At 65.0% G+C, this 17,199-nt stretch carries 23 protein-coding genes; 11 read left to right on the top strand and 12 right to left on the bottom strand.

Translation table 11 applies throughout. The features are described 5' to 3' along the window. Nucleotides 1-168: 168 nt before the first annotated feature. Both SPR01S_RS15035 and SPR01S_RS15030 read left to right on the top strand, forming a co-directional pair. Complete coding sequence (locus tag SPR01S_RS15035) at nt 169-570, top strand: nuclear transport factor 2 family protein (protein ID WP_066590756.1); 402 nt, start codon at nt 169-171, stop codon at nt 568-570. Between the two features lie 81 nt (nt 571-651). Continuing rightward, complete coding sequence (locus SPR01S_RS15030) at nt 652-1,167, top strand: CHRD domain-containing protein (protein WP_066590754.1); 516 nt, start codon at nt 652-654, stop codon at nt 1,165-1,167. 196 nt (nt 1,168-1,363) lie between these two features. On the opposite strand, the gene SPR01S_RS15025 is transcribed toward SPR01S_RS15030, so the two are convergent. Beyond that, complete coding sequence (locus tag SPR01S_RS15025; protein WP_066590752.1) at nt 1,364-1,828, bottom strand: c-type cytochrome; 465 nt, start codon at nt 1,826-1,828, stop codon at nt 1,364-1,366. Between the two features lie 117 nt (nt 1,829-1,945). Between SPR01S_RS15025 and SPR01S_RS15020 the strand changes: the two genes are divergently transcribed. Beyond that, on the top strand, nt 1,946-2,146 hold the full coding sequence (locus SPR01S_RS15020; RefSeq protein WP_066590768.1) for a hypothetical protein: 201 nt from the start codon (nt 1,946-1,948) through the stop codon (nt 2,144-2,146). Nucleotides 2,147-2,337: 191 nt separating this feature from the next. Here the strand turns inward: SPR01S_RS15020 and SPR01S_RS15015 are convergent, their stop codons facing one another. The 6 genes from SPR01S_RS15015 to SPR01S_RS14990 all read right to left on the bottom strand — a co-directional run bounded on the left by SPR01S_RS15015 (nt 2,338) and on the right by SPR01S_RS14990 (nt 6,700). Next, a complete protein-coding gene (locus SPR01S_RS15015) occupies nt 2,338-2,673 on the bottom strand; it encodes a DMT family protein (protein ID WP_066590750.1) in 336 nt (111 codons plus the stop codon). A gap of 18 nt (nt 2,674-2,691) precedes the next feature. Then, on the bottom strand, nt 2,692-3,636 hold the full coding sequence (locus SPR01S_RS15010) for an MliC family protein (RefSeq protein ID WP_084251216.1): 945 nt from the start codon (nt 3,634-3,636) through the stop codon (nt 2,692-2,694). Nucleotides 3,637-3,703: 67 nt separating this feature from the next. Continuing rightward, a complete protein-coding gene (locus SPR01S_RS15005) occupies nt 3,704-4,114 on the bottom strand; it encodes an ExbD/TolR family protein (protein WP_066590748.1) in 411 nt (136 codons plus the stop codon). 274 nt (nt 4,115-4,388) lie between these two features. Continuing rightward, the gene (locus SPR01S_RS15000) at nt 4,389-4,982 is read right to left on the bottom strand and encodes a YdeI/OmpD-associated family protein (RefSeq protein ID WP_066590746.1); all 594 of its coding nucleotides are present in this window, start codon (nt 4,980-4,982) and stop codon (nt 4,389-4,391) included. A 79-nt stretch (nt 4,983-5,061) separates the two neighbouring features. Further along, nucleotides 5,062-5,391: a DNA primase gene (locus SPR01S_RS14995; protein WP_066590763.1), complete on the bottom strand. Its 330-nt coding sequence runs from the start codon at nt 5,389-5,391 to the stop codon at nt 5,062-5,064. Between the two features lie 79 nt (nt 5,392-5,470). Next, nucleotides 5,471-6,700 (bottom strand): multidrug effflux MFS transporter, encoded by a 1,230-nt coding sequence (locus SPR01S_RS14990; protein ID WP_066590760.1) that lies wholly within the window; start codon nt 6,698-6,700, stop codon nt 5,471-5,473. Nucleotides 6,701-6,860: 160 nt separating this feature from the next. Here SPR01S_RS14990 and SPR01S_RS14985 point away from each other — a divergent pair, with 160 nt between their 5' ends. The 5 genes from SPR01S_RS14985 (at nt 6,861) to SPR01S_RS14965 (ending at nt 10,690) form a co-directional block, all read left to right on the top strand. Then, entirely contained in the window at nt 6,861-7,223 is a 363-nt protein-coding gene (locus tag SPR01S_RS14985) for a DUF3597 domain-containing protein (RefSeq protein ID WP_066590744.1), read from the top strand. Between the two features lie 66 nt (nt 7,224-7,289). Beyond that, complete coding sequence (locus SPR01S_RS14980; RefSeq protein ID WP_066590738.1) at nt 7,290-7,793, top strand: hypothetical protein; 504 nt, start codon at nt 7,290-7,292, stop codon at nt 7,791-7,793. Between the two features lie 145 nt (nt 7,794-7,938). Further along, nucleotides 7,939-8,892, top strand: a complete 954-nt coding sequence (locus SPR01S_RS14975) for an isopenicillin N synthase family dioxygenase (protein ID WP_066590758.1) — start codon at nt 7,939-7,941, stop codon at nt 8,890-8,892. A gap of 40 nt (nt 8,893-8,932) precedes the next feature. Then, the gene (locus SPR01S_RS14970; protein WP_066590736.1) at nt 8,933-9,313 is read left to right on the top strand and encodes a hypothetical protein; all 381 of its coding nucleotides are present in this window, start codon (nt 8,933-8,935) and stop codon (nt 9,311-9,313) included. Between the two features lie 81 nt (nt 9,314-9,394). Next, complete coding sequence (locus SPR01S_RS14965; RefSeq protein ID WP_066590734.1) at nt 9,395-10,690, top strand: homoserine dehydrogenase; 1,296 nt, start codon at nt 9,395-9,397, stop codon at nt 10,688-10,690. Nucleotides 10,691-10,713: 23 nt separating this feature from the next. Here the strand turns inward: SPR01S_RS14965 and SPR01S_RS14960 are convergent, their stop codons facing one another. The 5 genes from SPR01S_RS14960 to SPR01S_RS14940 form a co-directional block, all read right to left on the bottom strand. Beyond that, a complete protein-coding gene (locus SPR01S_RS14960; RefSeq protein WP_066590732.1) occupies nt 10,714-11,169 on the bottom strand; it encodes a hypothetical protein in 456 nt (151 codons plus the stop codon). Nucleotides 11,170-11,210: 41 nt separating this feature from the next. Further along, complete coding sequence (locus SPR01S_RS14955; protein ID WP_066590730.1) at nt 11,211-11,507, bottom strand: hypothetical protein; 297 nt, start codon at nt 11,505-11,507, stop codon at nt 11,211-11,213. 114 nt (nt 11,508-11,621) lie between these two features. Further along, nucleotides 11,622-11,966, bottom strand: a complete 345-nt coding sequence (locus SPR01S_RS14950; protein WP_066590728.1) for a hypothetical protein — start codon at nt 11,964-11,966, stop codon at nt 11,622-11,624. A 62-nt stretch (nt 11,967-12,028) separates the two neighbouring features. Beyond that, entirely contained in the window at nt 12,029-12,460 is a 432-nt protein-coding gene (locus tag SPR01S_RS14945; RefSeq protein WP_066590727.1) for a CoA-binding protein, read from the bottom strand. A 23-nt stretch (nt 12,461-12,483) separates the two neighbouring features. Then, nucleotides 12,484-13,446 (bottom strand): Mrp/NBP35 family ATP-binding protein, encoded by a 963-nt coding sequence (locus tag SPR01S_RS14940; RefSeq protein ID WP_066590726.1) that lies wholly within the window; start codon nt 13,444-13,446, stop codon nt 12,484-12,486. 70 nt (nt 13,447-13,516) lie between these two features. Here SPR01S_RS14940 and hflK point away from each other — a divergent pair, with 70 nt between their 5' ends. The 3 genes from hflK (at nt 13,517) to SPR01S_RS14925 (ending at nt 17,192) form a co-directional block, all read left to right on the top strand. After that, nucleotides 13,517-14,641 carry a protease modulator HflK gene (gene hflK, locus SPR01S_RS14935; RefSeq protein WP_066590724.1) on the top strand — a complete coding sequence of 375 codons (1,125 nt, stop codon included), beginning with the start codon at nt 13,517-13,519 and terminating at the stop codon, nt 14,639-14,641. Continuing rightward, a complete protein-coding gene (hflC, locus tag SPR01S_RS14930) occupies nt 14,641-15,516 on the top strand; it encodes a protease modulator HflC (protein WP_066590722.1) in 876 nt (291 codons plus the stop codon). Before hflK ends, hflC begins: the two co-directional genes overlap by 1 nt. A gap of 137 nt (nt 15,517-15,653) precedes the next feature. Then, nucleotides 15,654-17,192, top strand: coding sequence for a Do family serine endopeptidase (locus tag SPR01S_RS14925; RefSeq protein ID WP_066590720.1), 1,539 nt, complete (start codon nt 15,654-15,656; stop codon nt 17,190-17,192). Nucleotides 17,193-17,199 lie beyond the last annotated feature (7 nt).

The raw sequence follows: 17,199 nt of genomic DNA, 5'->3' as shown, positions 1-17,199 counted from the left end.
AAACTCCCGTCCTCGCCGCTTCCGCGGCTGCGGCCCCTCCACCGGCTTCGCCGGTCCCCCTCCCCATCTGCGATGGGGAGGATTTGGGGAATCATCGACTTAGTCGGGTCCGTCCTATCGCCAGCAGGACGTCGAGCCTAGGGTCGTCCGCAAATCGGGAGGGAAACCATGTCAGCCAATGTCGATCTGATCCGCGCCATCTACGATGCCTTCGCCACGGGCGATGTGCCCGGCATCCTGGGCCGGATGGATCCGGCCATCGAATGGCATGAGGCGGAGAATTTCCCTTATGCCGACAACAGCCCGTATATCGGCCCCGAAGCCGTGGCGCAGGGCGTGTTCCTGCGTTGCGCGACCGAGTGGGACGGGTTCGGCGTCCAGGTCGACGAGATCGTCGATGGCGGCGATACGGTGATCGCGCTCGGCCGCTATGTCGGCACGTACAAGGCGACCGGCAAGACGCAGCATACCCAGATGGCGCATGTCTGGCGCATCGCCGGTGGACGCGCGATTGGGTTCCAGCAATATGCCGACACGCTGGCGGTCGCGCGCGTCACCGGCGCCGTCTGACCGCTTCATCCTGGGGCAAGCTTGCCTGAGGTAACCCGCCGCGAGCGCGTGCGCCGTGCTCGTCCGCCAATAGAGGATTCGATGCGTTTCACTCCCCTGACTGTCCTGACCGCGGTCGCCGCCGTCGCGATCGCCACCCCCGCCGCCGCCAAGACCGAGAGTTTCCGCGCGACGCTGGACGGCACCGCGATCCCGACGACCACCGGATCGCCCGCGCACGGCAAGGTGACGGTCAAGGTCGATACCAAGTCGCAACGCGTCTCGGTCGAACTCGACGTGCAGGGGATCACGCTCGATCAGCTCAACGACGCCCTGGTCGCCAAGCCGATCGGCCCGGTCCATTTCCACCAATATCGCAGCGCCGACGATGTCGATGCGGTTTTGCCCGTGCCCTATGGCGCCAATTACCGCGCGACCAAAAACGGGTTCCACGTGTCGATGCGCAACTATTCCTATGCCGAGGGCGCGAAGCTGCTCAACGATCAGGATACATTCGAGGAATTCGTCGACGCGCTGAACGCCGGCAAGATCGTGATCAACGTCCACACCGACAAATTCCCGGATGGCGAGATCAGCGGCAAGGTGCTGCCCGACTGACGCGTAATGGCGCGTGACGCCGTCGGAGTTTCATCGATCAGGGGGCGCGGGAGGCCGCATCCCCCCGGTGCAAGACTTCCCGCGCCGCGCCGATCAACCCATTGGATGACCTGGCGAACTGCCGGCCATCATGCCGCAGCGACGTTGCTACGGCTTGTAAATTTTGGACATGTGTCGGGACGGGCCGCCGCCCGTCTCACGCCTTGGGTTTGTCCGCCACGCGATATTTGTCGTGGCAGGCCGAGCACGCACCGCGCACCACGCCCCATTGCGCCGCGAAGCCCGGCTGATCGCCAGCCTTGGCGAGATCGGCGAGCTTGCCCGCCTCGGTCGCCAAGTGCGCGGCGGCCGCCTCGAACCCGGCGCGGTCGCTCCACACGGTCGGCAGTGCCTTGGTCGTGCCGCCGTCGCTGCCGGCGGGGAACAGCCCGGGCAAGGCGCGCGCCCACGCGGCGATCGCGCCGGCGGCGAAAGCCTGGGTCTTCACGTCGCCCTTGGCATCGATCACCCCTTTCATCCCGCCAAAGGCCGCGCCCTGCAGCTTGAACCCGGCTTGCCGCGCCGCAATCAGCTGATCCGCATCGTCGCGCCGCGTCGCCGCGGCCGCGGTCAGCACGCTCGCCGCCATTACCAGCACCAATGCCGACATCGTCCTGGTCATCGCGCCTCTCCCTTGGTTGAACCGGCGCGATGCTATGACCGCGCGAGCGATCGGGCAATCCCGCCGTTAACCGGCTTTGCGGAGCGCGCGTTAACCGCACCCGGCTATCGTCCGGCGATGATCTCGTCCAAAATCTTCCGCAGCCGATGGTCGGCGCTCTTCTGGGCGGCCGGGATCATCTGGACGGCCTATGATGTCGCAAGCGCCAACACGCCCGATCCGGTGACCAACAACAGCGCTGCCGCGGAGACCGACGCGACCGGCGCCATGGTCGACAATGGCGACTTGGCGGTGCTCGCCAACGCGATGGGGAACTAACCGGCTAAGACCAAATTGCGTAGCCGTGAACGTGTTGATTGGCGGAATACCAATTTGCGTCGTCATGCCGGGCTTGTCCCGGCATCCACTCTTCCACAATCGAGATGGGGAATTGTTGCGCGGTGGATGCCGGGACAAGCCCGGCATGACGGCGGTGGGCAGTATGGCCGCGCGGCCGCGTAGCGCCCCGCCTACTTCCCCGCGAACAGAAACGCGACTGCGCCGACCAGGCAGAGGAACGCGCCGAGATGCCGCCAGCCGAGCGGCTCACCCAGCACGGTCACCATGAACACGCCGAACACGGTGAGCGCGATCGCTTCCTGCGTGACCTTGAGCTGTCCGCCCGACCAGCCGGCGGCATAGCCGATGCGGTTGGCGGGAACCGCCAGGCAATATTCGAACAGGGCGATGCCCCAGCTGATCGCGATCACGATCCACAGCGGCTTGTCCATGCCGCCCTTCAAATGCCAGTACCACGCGATCGTCATGAAACAATTGGACAGCGCGAGCAGGGCAACCGTCCACATGCCGGTCGATCTCTTTCGTTAGCGAATGACGGTGCAGGCGATGGGCGGCTGGCCCGGCGTCGTCAAGGTGGCCGCATCGCCTTTGCCGCGCAGTTCGTACCGGCCCTGCTTGTACCAGATACCGGAGGCCGGCTTCTGCCCATCGAGCGTCGCCACGATGCGGCCGTTGCGCGTGATCGCCGCGGTGTCGGCACGGTTGTCGAACCGCACCCCGAATTTGGTCCCGTCCATGCAGCGATAGCGCGCGCTGACCACCGGCGGCGTGCCGCTATCGCCGACACCGGTTCCGCTATCCGCACCCGGCTTCGCGCCGCCTTTGCCGGGGGCCGGCTTCAGGTCGATCGAATAGATATGCCATTTGCGCTGCTCGGGCGTCGACCCGTCGACAACGGTGCGGCGCAGCACGACCGTGCCGGTCTGATAATCGGGCCGGCCGTCCTTGAGCCGCGCATAGACTTGCACCGGGACTGAGACGTAACGGCTCCCGGCCGCGCCCTCGATCTCACCGGGGCCGCCGATATTGGCGTGATATTCCTTGTATTTGTCGAAGCTTCCCGAGAACGCCGCCGGGCTCATTTTGCTGTCGGCGCCGCCGTTGCCCCACAAAGCGCGGGCGGCGGCATATTTGCCGCCCTCTATGCTGGCGAAATAGATCTGAACGACGTTCGCCGCGCCCTGCGCACTGTCGGGGGTGAACTTGCCCTCGGAAACCGGCGTCCGGTCGTCGGGCAGCCCACCCGGCTGACCGGGCTCGGCCGGCGCCAGCGGCGGCTCATCGGTGGCCGCGGGCGCCGTCCCGCCATTGGTCGCGACCTCGGTCGCATTGTCGACTTTATTATAGGTGCTGATGTCGCCCTGGGCGCGGTCGGCGGCATCGTTGATGTCGACTTCGCTATTGCCGGTCGTGGTCGGCTGCGAACAGGCGGCAAGGCACAGGAACGGAACAAGAAAAACGGCGCGCACGATGGAACCCCCGGGGCATTGCGGTTGTAGGGCGTGTGAACGTTCGTCCGCTCGTGTCGTTCCCCGATCAGAAAACCTGCTTGAACTGATCGTTGCCGACGAACCCCAATTGCGTGACGCCGGCGCGCTTCACCGTCGCCAGCACGCGATCGAACGTCTCATAGCGTGCGGCGGCGTCGGCGCGGATGGTCAAGGTTGCATCCTTGTCGGCCATCGTCGCGACCAGTTGATCGGGCAGCGCGCTTTCCGAGATCGTGACGCCGTCGAGGCTGAGCGCGCCCGAGGCGGCGATCTCCAGCCGGTGCGCCTTGTCGGGCGACACCGGATGGCCCGGCCCGCTCGGCAAGTCGACCGAGACCTTGTGCGTGGCGATCGGCAGGGTGAGGATCATCATGATCAGCAGCACGAGCAACACATCGATCAGCGGCGTGATGTTCATCTCGGCGATCGGTTGGGAATAGGCGGTACGGCTGGCCATGAGTGCTCTCCCGATTAGATACGTGATAACGTATCATACAAAATGGGAATGGCAAGTTTACTGCCAAGGAAGCGACCTCCGGAAGCTCCCCTCCCTGCTTGCAGGGAGGGGCTGGGGGTGGGTGCGCGCGTCTGCGCGCTTTCAGACACGCATCCGCCGATCGCCAAAACAGCACCGGACGAGGCATCGAGCCTCGCCCGTCGCTAAACCCACCCCTTGATCCCCTCCCTGCAAGCAGGGAGGGGAAATCTGAACGTCGACCTCGCCGGCCCCCTCAGCAATTCTCGTATTTCCAGTTGAGTTTCTTGCCCTCACGGGTTTGCTCAACCGTCTGCGCGACGCGCTTGGCCCGCGTTTCATCGCGTTTGGCGCCGGACACCCATTCGCAATATTCGCGGCGGCAGCCCGTCGGAAAGGCGTTCCAATTCGCCGTCGCCTGCGCGTCCGCCGCCAGCGCTTCCGCGAGCGCGGAAGGCACCTCCGCTTCGGGCTTGCTGCCGCGGGCCGGCCGCTTGGGCTTTTCACCGGCATCGATCTTGGCCAGGGCCTGGTCGAGCCGATCGAGCAACAGCGCGTCGGGCGGCAGCGTCGCGACATCGGTCAGGCGGCCATATTGCCCCATCGCGTCGCCTTCCTTGCCGGTGGCGAGGCCCAGCCGATCCCAGAAACCGAACGCGGCATGTTCCTTGAACGCCGCCATATTGGCGAGCGGCGTGCCCTTATAGGTGAAGAACGGCATGCTCCATTTGATCGTTTCCTCGACCGCCGGAGCATGGCCGTGGATCAGATCGCGCAGATGCGTGAGGATGGGTTTCGCGAAGTCGTTCTTGCTCGCGATATAGGCATCGACGCGCGGGTCTCTCGGCATCGCCCTCCCCTTTCGGCATCAGGTCGAGGCAGAAGTCTAAGGTCGGGCGCGGAGCAACGTCAACGCCGACCGCCCGTCGTCACGGATTGAGCGCCTCGTCATCGGCATCGGACAGTTCGTCGTCGTCGGAATCGCCGTCGTCGAACTCGTCCTGGACTTCATCCTCGTCGATATCGCCCTCGGCCATGTCGGCGTCGTCATCTTCCTCACCGACATCATCGGCGGACATCTCGACATCGTCATCCTCCGGCTCGTCGCCCAGATCGGGATCGAGGTCGGTCAGGATCGTGCCGTCGGTCGGTCCATCGCGCGTCGCTTCCAGGATTTCGGCGCGCTGGCTTTCGTCATAGCCCTCTTCGTCATAGCCGTCGTCGCCCGATCCTTGGCCCGGTACCTGATATCCGCCCATTTCCGTCTCCATGACATAAGGGTGCAGACCCTTAGGAAGCGAACGGCGACGCGGGCTTCGAGTTCCGTCGGGCGTTGCACTAAGCCGGGCGGAACAGGCGACCGCGCTCGACGATTGCCGCCAGCACCAATGCTACCACTCCGGCGGTCAGGAAGCCAAGGTGTAACGGAGTAGTGGTGCCGTCGAACGCCATGCCGATCAGCCCGCCGATCGCGGCACCGCCGGTCGTAACGACGAAGCCCTGCAGGCTCGACGCCGTCCCGGCGATCTCGCCCATGTTCATCATCGCCATCGCCGAGCAGTTCGACGCGGCGAGGCCGAAACACGCCATCGTCACTGCCTGCAGCGCGACGAAGGTCCACAGATTCTCCAGGCCGAGATGGCTGATCACCAGGCTGGCCGACGCCGCCACGATCAGTACGACCATCGCGCCATGCGATATGCGCCGCATGCCCAGCCACATGACGATCCGCGAATTGAGCAGATTGCCGCACGCCATCGTCACCGCGCAGGCGGCGAAGATCAGACCCAGCCGCTTGGGCTGATGGAACACCTTCTCGACGATCGGCTGGATGCTGGTGATATAGCCGAACAGCGCCCCCTGCAGCCCGATCACCGCCGCGGCATAGCCGACCGACAGCCGGTCCTGCAGCGTGCGCTTCCAATTGCTCAGGAGCAGTTTGGCCTCCAGCGGCACGCGGCGTTCCGGCGGCAATGTCTCGGGCATGCGCGCCACGAACCACAGGACGACCACCACGCTGACGATAGCGATCATGTTGAAGATCAGCCGCCACGATCCCATCAGCAGGATGAACTGCCCGATGCTCGGCGCGATGATCGGAAAGATCATGAAGGTCATCACCGCCAGGCTGCTGACCCGCGCCATCGCCCGCCCGGAATAGCAATCGCGGATCAGCGCGATCGTCACCACCCGCGTCGCGGCGATCGCCACTCCCGCGCACACCCGCGAAATAAGCAGCAGGTCGAAGCTCTTCGCCATTGCGCAGACCAGGTTCATCAGGACGTACAGCACCATCGACCCGACCAGCACCGGCCGCCGCCCATAGCGGTCGGCCAGCGGGCCATGAATCAGCTGCGCCGCGCCGAATCCGCCCGAGAACATCACGATCACCAGCGGCAGATCGCGCGCGGCAGCATTCAGATCCTGGCCGATTTCCGGCAGCGCGGGCAGCATCGTGTCGATGCCGAGCGCGCCCAGCGCCATCAGCACGGCGATCAGCGCGACGAACTCCACGAAGTGGATCGGCGACGAGGATTCGGCGCGAGAAGGGTCCCCTGGTTGCGGCATCCAGCCCCAATGCCCCAGCCGCGCGAACAAATCAGCCCCGAAAAAAATATGTCACGTAACCGGAACAGGCTGACGCTACCGGACCGGTCACGGCCATTGCCGGTCGTGGGCGCAGGACCTAAGCCTGTGTCATCCGGGGTGGATATGTGAGGAGAATAGCATGAGCATCTTCGGTACGATCAAGGACGCCATTTTCGGCTCGGCCGCACCAGCGCCCGCGCCGGCCCCTGCTCCCGCTCCCGCCGAGGCAGCGGCCCCGCCGCCTCCCCCTCCTCCTCCGCCGGCGACGTTGAGCGAGGATCAGATCTACGCGGTACTCGAAAAGCACGCCGAAGCGCGTGGCGAACCGCTCAACTACAAGGAATCGATCGTCGACCTGATGAAGGCGATCGGCCAGGATTCGAGTCTGGACGCGCGCAAGCAGCTCGCGACCGAGCTCGGCTATACAGGCGACCAGAACGACACCGCGACGATGAACATCTGGCTCCATCAGAAGACGATGGACAAATTGATGAACGGCTGACGAGCAGGGCTTGCCGTGGCGGGCACCCTGGTGTATTATTAATGTAATGCACTTAGGGAGCCCGCCATGCTTCGTTTGATACCGCTCGCCGCTGCCGCGCTGGCGCTCGCCGCTTGCGGCGACCATGACGGCAACAGCACCTCGATCAGCTTCAGCGGCAACAGCTCGGATGGCGTCGTCTCCGGCGGCATCGACAGTTCGGGCAACCTCAAGATCGACGCCAACGGCTTCAAGGCCGATCTGAAGCTGCCGAAATTTTCGGTCGACGCGAACAATTTCGAGATGAACGGGGTGCACCTCTATCCCGGCTCGACGATCAGTTCGATCAACGTCAACGGCGGTCAAGATGAGGACAAGGATCCCGGCAAGGTCCGCGTCGCCTTCACCAGCCCGGCCAATGCCGCGACGGTGCGCGACTGGCTCAAGGAGCGGCTGGGCAAGGCCGGCTTCACGCTGTCGGCCGACGGCACCGGCCTGAGCGGCAAGACCGACGACGGCAAGCCGTTCGCGCTCAAGCTCAGCGACCAGGGCACGAACAAATCGAGCGGCACGATCGACATGGGTGGGTGACGCCGAAATACCCGTCACCCCAGCGCAAGCTGGGTCTCAAGAGGCTTAAGGGACGCTCGTGGCACGAGACCCGAGCTTGCGCTGGGGTGACGGATGAATGGCGAGGGTCTATCATCTCCCTTTCGAGAATTCCGGACGATTGAAAATGCTAGACACCCCCTCCGCCCAGGTACCGACCCTCAGCCTTGCCGACGAAGCGCGCGATCCCGCCGCCTTTGCCGCCGCGTTCGGCGGGTCGTTCGAACGTTTCGGTTTCGCGATCGTCGCCGATCACGGCATCTCTCTCCCGCTTATCCAGCGTGCCTGGAAGCTGACCGAAGAATTCTTCGCGCTCCCGGTCGAGGAAAAGCACAGCTATTACGACAAGGCGTGGGGCGGCCAGCGCGGCTATACGCCGTTCAAGACCGAGATCGCCAAGGACGCCAAGCATGTCGACCTGAAGGAATTCTGGCATGTCGGCCGCGACCTGCCTGAGGATCATCCCGCCGCCGCGACGATGATGCCCAATGTCTGGCCCTCGCGCCCGGACGATTTCCGGGAAGCGCTGACCGATCTGTGGAATGCTTTCGACCGCGCAGGCCTTCGCCTGCTCTCGGCGATCGCGCGGCATTTGAAGCTGGCGCCCGATTATTTCGACACGGTGGTCGATCACGGCAATTCGATCCTGCGGCTGCTCCATTATCCGCCCATCCCGGCCGATGCCGAGGGCGTGCGCGCCGGCGCGCATGAGGACATCAACCTGATCACCTTGCTGCTCGGTGCCGAAGAGGCCGGGCTCGAATTGCTCGACCGCGACGGCAAGTGGCTGGCGATCCGCCCGCCCGAAGGCGCGATGGTGGTCAATGTCGGTGACATGTTGCAGCGGCTGACCAACAACGTCTTGCCGTCGACCACGCACCGCGTCGTCAATCCGCCGCCCGAACGCCGCGGCTTCTCGCGCTATTCGATGCCGTTCTTCCTGCATCCCAATCCGGAATTCCTGATCGAGACGCTGCCGGGCTGCATCAGCGCGAACAATCCGAACCGCTATCCGACGCCGATCACGGCACATGATTATTTGCACGAGCGGCTGGTCGAAATTGGCCTCGTGAAAGCCTGATCGTTTCGTGCTAGAAGCCTGCGCGTAACGGGAGGGAAATATGCGCCGCGCTGTTCTCACGAGCTGCATCCTGACGAGCGGACTGTTGCTCGCCTCGATCGCGGCGGCTCGCCCTGGGGCGGACCTGTTCGCCGGCGAGCGCGACGACGTGACGCGCGTCGAGCGGACGGCACCGAACCCGTCCGGCCTGCTGCGTTTGTGGTCGACGGTGGGACGGTGCGTGGTCCAGCGCGACCGGAACACCGCACTGACTTTCGTCCGTGCCCCGCTTGGTTCCGACCTGTCGCTCGCCGCAGCGCGACGGCTGGACCCGGTATTCGCCGGCTGCCTGGCCGGATCGCGCGTGCCCGGTCCGTCCAGCGTAGTGCTCCGCCGCGCCGCCTTGGCCAACGCACTGGGCATTACCGGAACGCGCATCTAGGCCGTTCGTAACGTTTTCGACCGATCCGCTGGGCCGGGAACGCTTGCGGCGATCGGTGAAGTTCCTCTACGCGGGACAGCGATGACTTCTACTTATCCGCTGCGCGTAGCGCTTGCAGGCCTCGGCACGGTCGGTGCCGGCGTGATCAAACTTCTCGACGTCAATGGCGAGCTCATCGCCCGGCGCGCAGGCCGGCCGATCGAGATCGTCGCGGTGTCCGCCCGCGATCGCGCCAAGGACCGCGGCGTCGACATCGAACGGTTCGACTGGGTCGACGATACCGCGGCGCTGGCGCATCGCGAGGACGCCGATGTGGTGGTCGAGCTGATCGGCGGATCGGACGGCCCGGCGCTGACGCTGGCGCGCGCCACGCTGGCCGGCGGCAAGGGATTGGTCACCGCCAACAAGGCGATGATGGCGCATCACGGGCTCGAACTCGCCGAAGCGGCTGAGACGGCCAATGCAGCACTCAAGTTCGAGGCGGCGGTCGCCGGCGGTGTCCCGGTCATCAAGGGCCTGCGCGAAGGCGCTGCGGCCAATGAGATCAGCCGGGTCTACGGCATCCTCAACGGCACCTGCAATTTCATCCTGACCAAGATGGAAGCCGAAGGGCGCGATTTCGCCGACGTCCTGGCCGAAGCGCAGGCCTTGGGTTTCGCAGAGGCCGATCCCAGTTTTGACATCGACGGCGTCGACGCGTCGCACAAGCTGTCGATCCTCGCCAGCCTGGCCTTCGGCACGCGCCCCGCGTTCGACGACGTCGCGACCAGCGGGATCCGTCACGTTCTGGCCGCCGATATCGCCGAGGCCGCGACCCTGGGCTACCGCATCCGCCTAGTCGGCATCGCCGAAGCCGGGCCGAAAGGACTGTTCCAGCGCGTCCATCCGCACCTCATTCCGCTCAGCCATCCGCTCGCGCACGTGTCGGGCGCGCTCAACGCCGTCGTCGCGGAGGGCAATTTCGTGGGGCGACTGCTGTTCCAGGGCGCGGGCGCGGGCGACGGGCCGACGGCATCGGCCGTCGTGGCGGACCTGATCGACATTGCTCGCGACGAATTCGGACCGCCTTACGCGATGCCTGCCGCCCAGCTGACCGTTCTGCCGCCGGCCGATAGCGGCGAACGCCGGGGCCGCGCCTATCTGCGCTTCATGGTCGCCGATCGGGTCGGCGTGCTGGCGGAGATCGCCGCCGCGATGCGCGATGCCGGCGTCTCGATCGAAAGCCTGATGCAACGTGGCGCGAGCGCGGATGGCAGCGTGCTCGTCGCGATCGTCACGCACGAAGGCCCTGAACGCGCAGTGGCTCAAGCGCTCGAAAAGCTGCGGGGGTCGCAAAGCCTGGCCGGCGAGCCGCTTTGGATGCACATCCTCAGCTGATCGCGTTCCGATATTCGTCTCCCTCAGGGCAGTAACTTGCCCTTGGTCGATGGTGGCGTATCGTCGAGCGGTATCGCGACGCGGCCGGTCTTGTCAGGCTTTTTCGCAAATGCCTTTTTGGCGAGATCTGCCGCACCCTTGATCATCGGCACGAGGGGCGGGCCGAACCCGACGACGCAGCTCCGGCTGATCGGACAGGGCGTACCCGCCGCGGCGAGTGCGCCGGTGCCGCTCCTATAAGGATTGGACGGTATCGGCCCGTCGGGCGGTATTTCATCTGGATAAGGCAATGTTTGCGAGGGCAGTGGATTACCGCACACGACGATGTCCTTGCCATCGACATGGCGAACACAGGGTTCGTTGCTGATGGGAACCAGGATCGAGAATCGCTCAGGCGTATCGACAGCGGGCGCCTGAGGGGACGCTGCGGCGGGTGCCACCGCGGCTTGCAAGGCCAAAGACAACAGCAATCCGGGCATAGCGACCCCTCCCGCGAGCGATGTACCGCTCGAACGCGGCGTCAATGCGGCATGAAACTGGCGCGCAAAGTGTCAACCGGATCCTGATTCGAGCGCAGCAAGGTACGACGCTTGCTGAGGCAGCGCATCGCGCCGATCACGTCGCATTTGCGGCCGTCATAGGCGAGCGCGCGGTCCTTGAGCGATTGCGTATCCTCGCTCGACGCCGGCAAGCGATACCGCTCGGCACATATGCCCGAGCATCGCGACGGCGCCTGCGGCTTAAGCGTGAAATTCAGCTTCAACGGTGGGTTGTGCGCGGCGGCGCCCAACATGACAAACAATAACGGCGTGAGCATCGGACCGACCCCTGTCTCGAGCACTTCAAACGCCAACACATGAGGCCACAAGACGTTCCGAAACGCCAGAGGATGCGCGCGACCCGACCGATTTCCCGTCGCAATTCGACGCGTTTACGGGGCGATCGGTCGCTCGCCGATCAAAGATACGCCGGATCGCGTGCTCACCGACACTCCGGCCGCGCCGCAGCCGACCAGGAAGGTCGACTTTTCCTGGCAATTATTGGTCCTGGCGAGCATCCGCTCGCGCTCGGCCGGCACGCCTTCATGCCGGGGATCGTCGGGATCGATCACCGTCAGCGGCGCGCGATAGCGATCGGCCTCGCGCCGGCCGCAAACGACGATGTCATCGGGCTGATTATCATGGCAGTCGATCGTCGCGCGCGTCGCGGCGCGATAACGGTCCATCGCCGTGTCGAGCTGCGGAGCCGCCTGCATCATCACCAGCCACCACAGCATGATCCGACTCCGCCGATGCTATTTGCGGCTCCGTAATGACCCGGGATTGCGGCGGTTTCGCGTCAGGCTGCGACGCGCGGCACGCCGAGCCGCGGAATTTCGATCGCCGGACAGCGATCCATCACGACTTTCAGCCCGGCCGCTTCGGCCCGCGCCGCAGCGTCTTCGTTGATGACGCCGAGCTGCATCCACACCGCTTTCGCGCCGGAGGCGATCGCCTCATCTACCGCTTCGCCAGCCGCCTGGGGCCGGCGAAAGATGTCGACGATATCGATCGGCACGCCGATCTGGGCAAGATCGTGAAAGACATATTCGCCATGGACGTGCTGGCCGGTAATCTGCGGATTGACCGGAATCACGCGATAGCCATGCCGCTGCAACATCGCCATCACACCGTAGCTGGGGCGGTCGGGACGATCAGACGCGCCGACCATCGCGATGGTGCGGGCGTTGGTCAGCAGGTCGCGAATATCCTGGTCGGCGGTGAGTGGCATGTCCCTCTCCCAAATCCGTTCGGCTAACGACCGGCGGAAAGCCAGTCTTTCACTTTCCCGGCTATCTCTCCGAACGCGACACCCTCCGCCCCGTTCCCGGCGGCCGGGGGCGTGCCCGCATCCGACGCGGCGCGAATCGCCATTGCCAGCGGCACGCGCCCCAGGAATGGAACGCCCATCTCCGCAGCAGCAGCCTCCGCGCCGCCCTGCCCGAACGGATCGGACAGTTCACCGCAATGCGGACAGCGATACCCCGCCATATTCTCGATCACGCCGATCACCGGGACGCCCGCCTTGTCGAACAGGTCGACGGCGCGGCGCGCATCGATCAGCGCCAGGTCCTGGGGAGTCGATACGATCACCACGCCGGCCGGCTTGTACTTCTGGATCATCGTCAGCTGTACGTCGCCGGTGCCCGGCGGCATATCGACCACCAGGGTATCGGCGGCGCCCCAATCGCCCTCGATCAACTGTCCCAGCGCGCTCGCCGCCATCGGGCCGCGCCACGCAATGGCCTGACCGGGCGCGACCAACTGGCCCATCGACAGGATCGGCACGCCAAACGCGGTCGGCACCGGGATCATCGTCTTGTCACGCGCCTCGGGCTTGGTCCCCTCAACGCCCATCAGCGTCGGCTGCGAAGGCCCATAGATGTCCGCATCGACCAGCCCGACCTTGCGTCCGGCCCTGGCCAGCGCGATCGCCAGATTGGCGGCAACGGTCGACTTGCCGACCCCGCCCTTGCCGCTGGCCACCGCGATCAGCTTGCGGCCGACGCGCTCACTGGTCATCGCGACGCGCACCTCGCGCGCCTCGGGGCCGTCGAGTGCAGTCGCGCGCACCCTCCCCTCCAACGCCTCACGCGCCTCCGGATCCAACCCCGTAACGTCGAGGATCACGCTCGCGCGATCACCGTCGAGTCTCACCGTCGCGCGGTTCCCCGCCACCTCGGCGACGCGTGCCGCCAGCCCCGTCTTTTCGTTCATGCAGGCCAGATAGGGCCGCAACCGCCGCTTGCCACTGTTTTTCCGCGCAACGGAACCTATAAAGACCGATATGACGATTGCCTTGCCGTGGCGGCGCCGCCTTTCCGAAACCATGTCCGACAAACCTAAAAGCCCTTGGGGCGGCGGTGGCGGCGATTCCGATGGCGGAAGCGGCGACGGCAATGGCGGCAACGATGCCGGGCCGCGTAATCCCTGGGCGCAGGCGCCGGGATCGCGCCCGCGCAGCCCACGCCCGGGCAGCGGCATCGAAGATCTTCTGAAACGCGCGCGTGGCGGTGGCGGCGGTGGTGGCGGCGGGAATTTCCGCTTCCCCGGCAGCGGCAGCGGGCGATCCTTGTGGCTCGCCGGCGTCGGCCTGTTCCTGCTCGCCTGGATCGGCATGACCAGCATTCACGGCATCGGCCCCCAGGAACGCGGTGTGGTGACGTATTTTGGGCGGTATTCGGGCACGATCGGGCCGGGCTGGAACCTGACATTGCCGGCGCCGATCGCATCGGTCAGGGTGATCAACGTCACCGGAATCCAGGGATTTTCGTTTCCCGACACCGACGGCGGCGGCGGACAGAACCTCGTGCTGACGCGCGACGGCAACCTGGTCGACCTCAGCTATTCGGTGCAGTGGAACATCATCGATCCGCAAAAATACGTGTTCGAACTCGACAAACCAGACGACGCGGTGAAAGCGATCGCTGAAACCGCGGTGCGTGCCGCGATCGCCAATGCGACGCTCGACGAAGTGCTCGGCGCTGGCAAATTGTCGATCCAGACCCAGGTCGCCGATTCGATGCAGAAAATCCTGGACGATTATCAATCCGGTATCCGCATCGTGAACGTCGCCCTGAACAACGCCGCCGCGCCGCAACAGGTCAGCGATGCGTTCAAGAGCGTGACGGCCGCCCAGAACGAACGTCAATCTAACGTCACGCAAGCGCGCGGCTATGCGCAACAGGTCGTGGCGATCGCCCAGGGCCAGGCGGCCGCGTTCAACAGCGTTTACGAGCAATATAAGCTCGCCCCTGAGGTCACGCGCCGCCGCATGTATTACGAGACGATGGAAGCGATCCTGTCCAAGAACGACAAGACGATCATCGAGCCGCGCAACATCGCGCCCTTCCTTCCGGTGCCGGGGGGCGTCCGGAAACTGCCTGATGCCCCGCAAGGGGAGGCACGCTGATGACCTGGCTGCGTAACCCGATCACGCTCGGCGTCGTCGCCCTGCTCGCGGTGATCCTGCTCGCCAGCACGATCGCGATCGTTCCCGAAACCAAGCAGGTCGTCGTCGTCCGGCTCGAACAACCGATCGGCACGGTGAATCGGTGGAAGGCCGGCGAGACGCTGGGACAGACCGGCGCGGGGCTGATCGCGCGGATTCCGCTGGTTGACCGACTGATCTGGATCGACAAGCGTGTGCTCGATCTCGATCTCGACAATCAACCGGTGCTGTCGACCGATCAGCAGCGGCTGGAGGTCGACGCCTTCGCGCGTTTCCGGATCGTCGATCCGCTACGCCTCGTGCAGTCGATGGGCCTGACCTCGGGTGCCGAGGATCGCGTCCGCGCGCAATTGACGCCATTGTTCGCCTCGGCTCTGCGCTCCGAACTCGGCAAGGTCGATTTCGACGCGCTGCTCAGTCCGGAACGCGGTCAGCTGATGGACAATATCCAGATCGCGCTGCAGCGCTATGCCCGCAATTACGGCGTCCAGATCATCGACGTGCGCATCAAGCATGCCGATTATCCGGAAGGATCGCCGCTGCAATCGGCGCTCGACCGGATGAAGAATACGCGCGAACAGCAGGCGCAGACGATCCGCTCCGAAGGTCAGCGCGATGCGGCGATCATCCGCGCACAGGCCGACGCGCAGGCCGCGAAAATCTACGCCGAAGCGTTCAACAAGGACCCTGCCTTCTACAACTTCTATCGCGCGATGCAGTCCTATCGAGTCACGTTCGGTCCCGACTCCAACGGCAAGCTGCCGTCGGGGTCGACCAACCTGATCCTGACGCCCGACAATTCGTATCTGAAGGAGTTCGAAGGCAACGGGAAATGACGCACTGAACCGATAAGGGCGTGGCGGGTTTGACCAATCGCGTTCCTTGCAGTTCGTTCATATTCAATCGCCGTTCAGGCTCCGGAGGGCAAGAACAGCCCAACTGGGGCATATCGAGACGAAGAGGATTTACCCAAGTGCGCTACGCCTACGCCATTACTACCGCCCTGCTGCTCGGGGGCGCCGCTACGACCGTGTTGTCGCCTTCCTATGCGCAGAACGCGCAGAACGAGCCGGGCACCATTTCCGCCTCGGCGCCCAAGGCCGGCGCGCCGATGAGCTTCGCCGACATGGTCGCCAAGCTTCAGCCGGCAGTGGTGAACATCTCGACCAAGCAGAAGGTGCAGGTCTCATCGGGTGGCAATCCGTTCGGCGACCTGTTCGGAGGGCTGCTCGGCCAGCAGGGTCAGGACGACGGCCAGCCGATCACCCGCGAGGGGCAGAGCCTGGGATCGGGCTTCATCATCTCGCCGGACGGCTATATCGTCACCAATGCGCACGTCATAACCGCCGCGGCCAAGGGCAAGATCGAATCGATCACCGTCACCTTGTTCAATCGCAAGGAATATGTGGCGAAAGTGATCGGTAGCGACACCGCATCCGACCTCGCGGTGCTCAAGGTCGATGCGACCAACCTGCCTTATGTGAAGTTCGGGGATTCGACCAAGGCGCGGGTTGGCGACTGGGTTATCGCGATCGGCGAGCCGTTCGGCCTGGGCGGCACCGTGACCGCGGGCATCGTTTCGGCGCTCAATCGCGTCACTGGCCAGGGCGGCGCCTATGACCGCTTCATCCAGACCGATGCCGCGATCAACAAGGGCAATTCGGGCGGACCGATGTTCGACCTGAACGGCAATGTGATCGGCATCAACTCGCAAATCTATTCGCCGTCCGAAGGATCGGTCGGCATCGGCTTCGCGATCCCGGCCGCCTCCGCCAAGCCGATCATCGACACAATGATCAAGGGCGGCAAGGTACAGCGCGGCTATCTCGGCATTGGCCGCCAGCCGGTCGACGAGGATATCGCCGGCACGCTCGGCCTCCCCAAGGATCGCGGCGAACTGGTCAATCGCGTCGAGCCGGGCGGCCCAGGAGAGAAAGCCGGCCTGAAGCAGGGCGACGTCATCGTCTCCGTCAACGGCCAGGACGTTAATCCCGAGCAGACGCTGCCCTATCTGGTCGCGAACGTCCCGCCCGGCGGCACCGCCAAGCTCGGCGTCATCCGTGACGGTAAGCCGATCACGGTGAACGCCGTCGTCGGCGATCGCCCCAGCGAAGAGGAACTCGCCAAATCGATCACCGGCGGCAATGACGGCGACGACGATGGTGACGGCGCCCCCGGCAACGGCGCGCCCGAACTCCATGCCGGCGTGAATCTGCTCGGCGTGCAAGTGACCGCGCTCACCCCGCAAATCGCAAATACTTTGGGCGTCAATCCGAGCCAGGTCAGCGGCGTGGTCGTCACCGGAGTCGACATGTCGAGCGACGCGGCGGCCAAGGGCATGCAGCGCGGCGACATTATCTCGTCGGTCAATCGGGTCACGGTGCGCACACCGGCCGAGTTCGACGCCCAGGTCCGGGCGGCGAAGGCGGCGGGCAAGACGACCTTGCTCCTCTATATGACCCGCGCGCGTCAGGGCAGCCAGTATGTCGCGATCAAGCTCAAGGGGAGCTGACGGGGTA

Origin of the sequence: Sphingomonas pruni NBRC 15498 (genome assembly GCF_001598455.1) — a bacterium.
Taxonomy (GTDB): Bacteria; Pseudomonadota; Alphaproteobacteria; order Sphingomonadales; family Sphingomonadaceae; genus Sphingomonas; species Sphingomonas pruni.
This window is presented reverse-complemented; position numbering and strand designations above follow the sequence as displayed.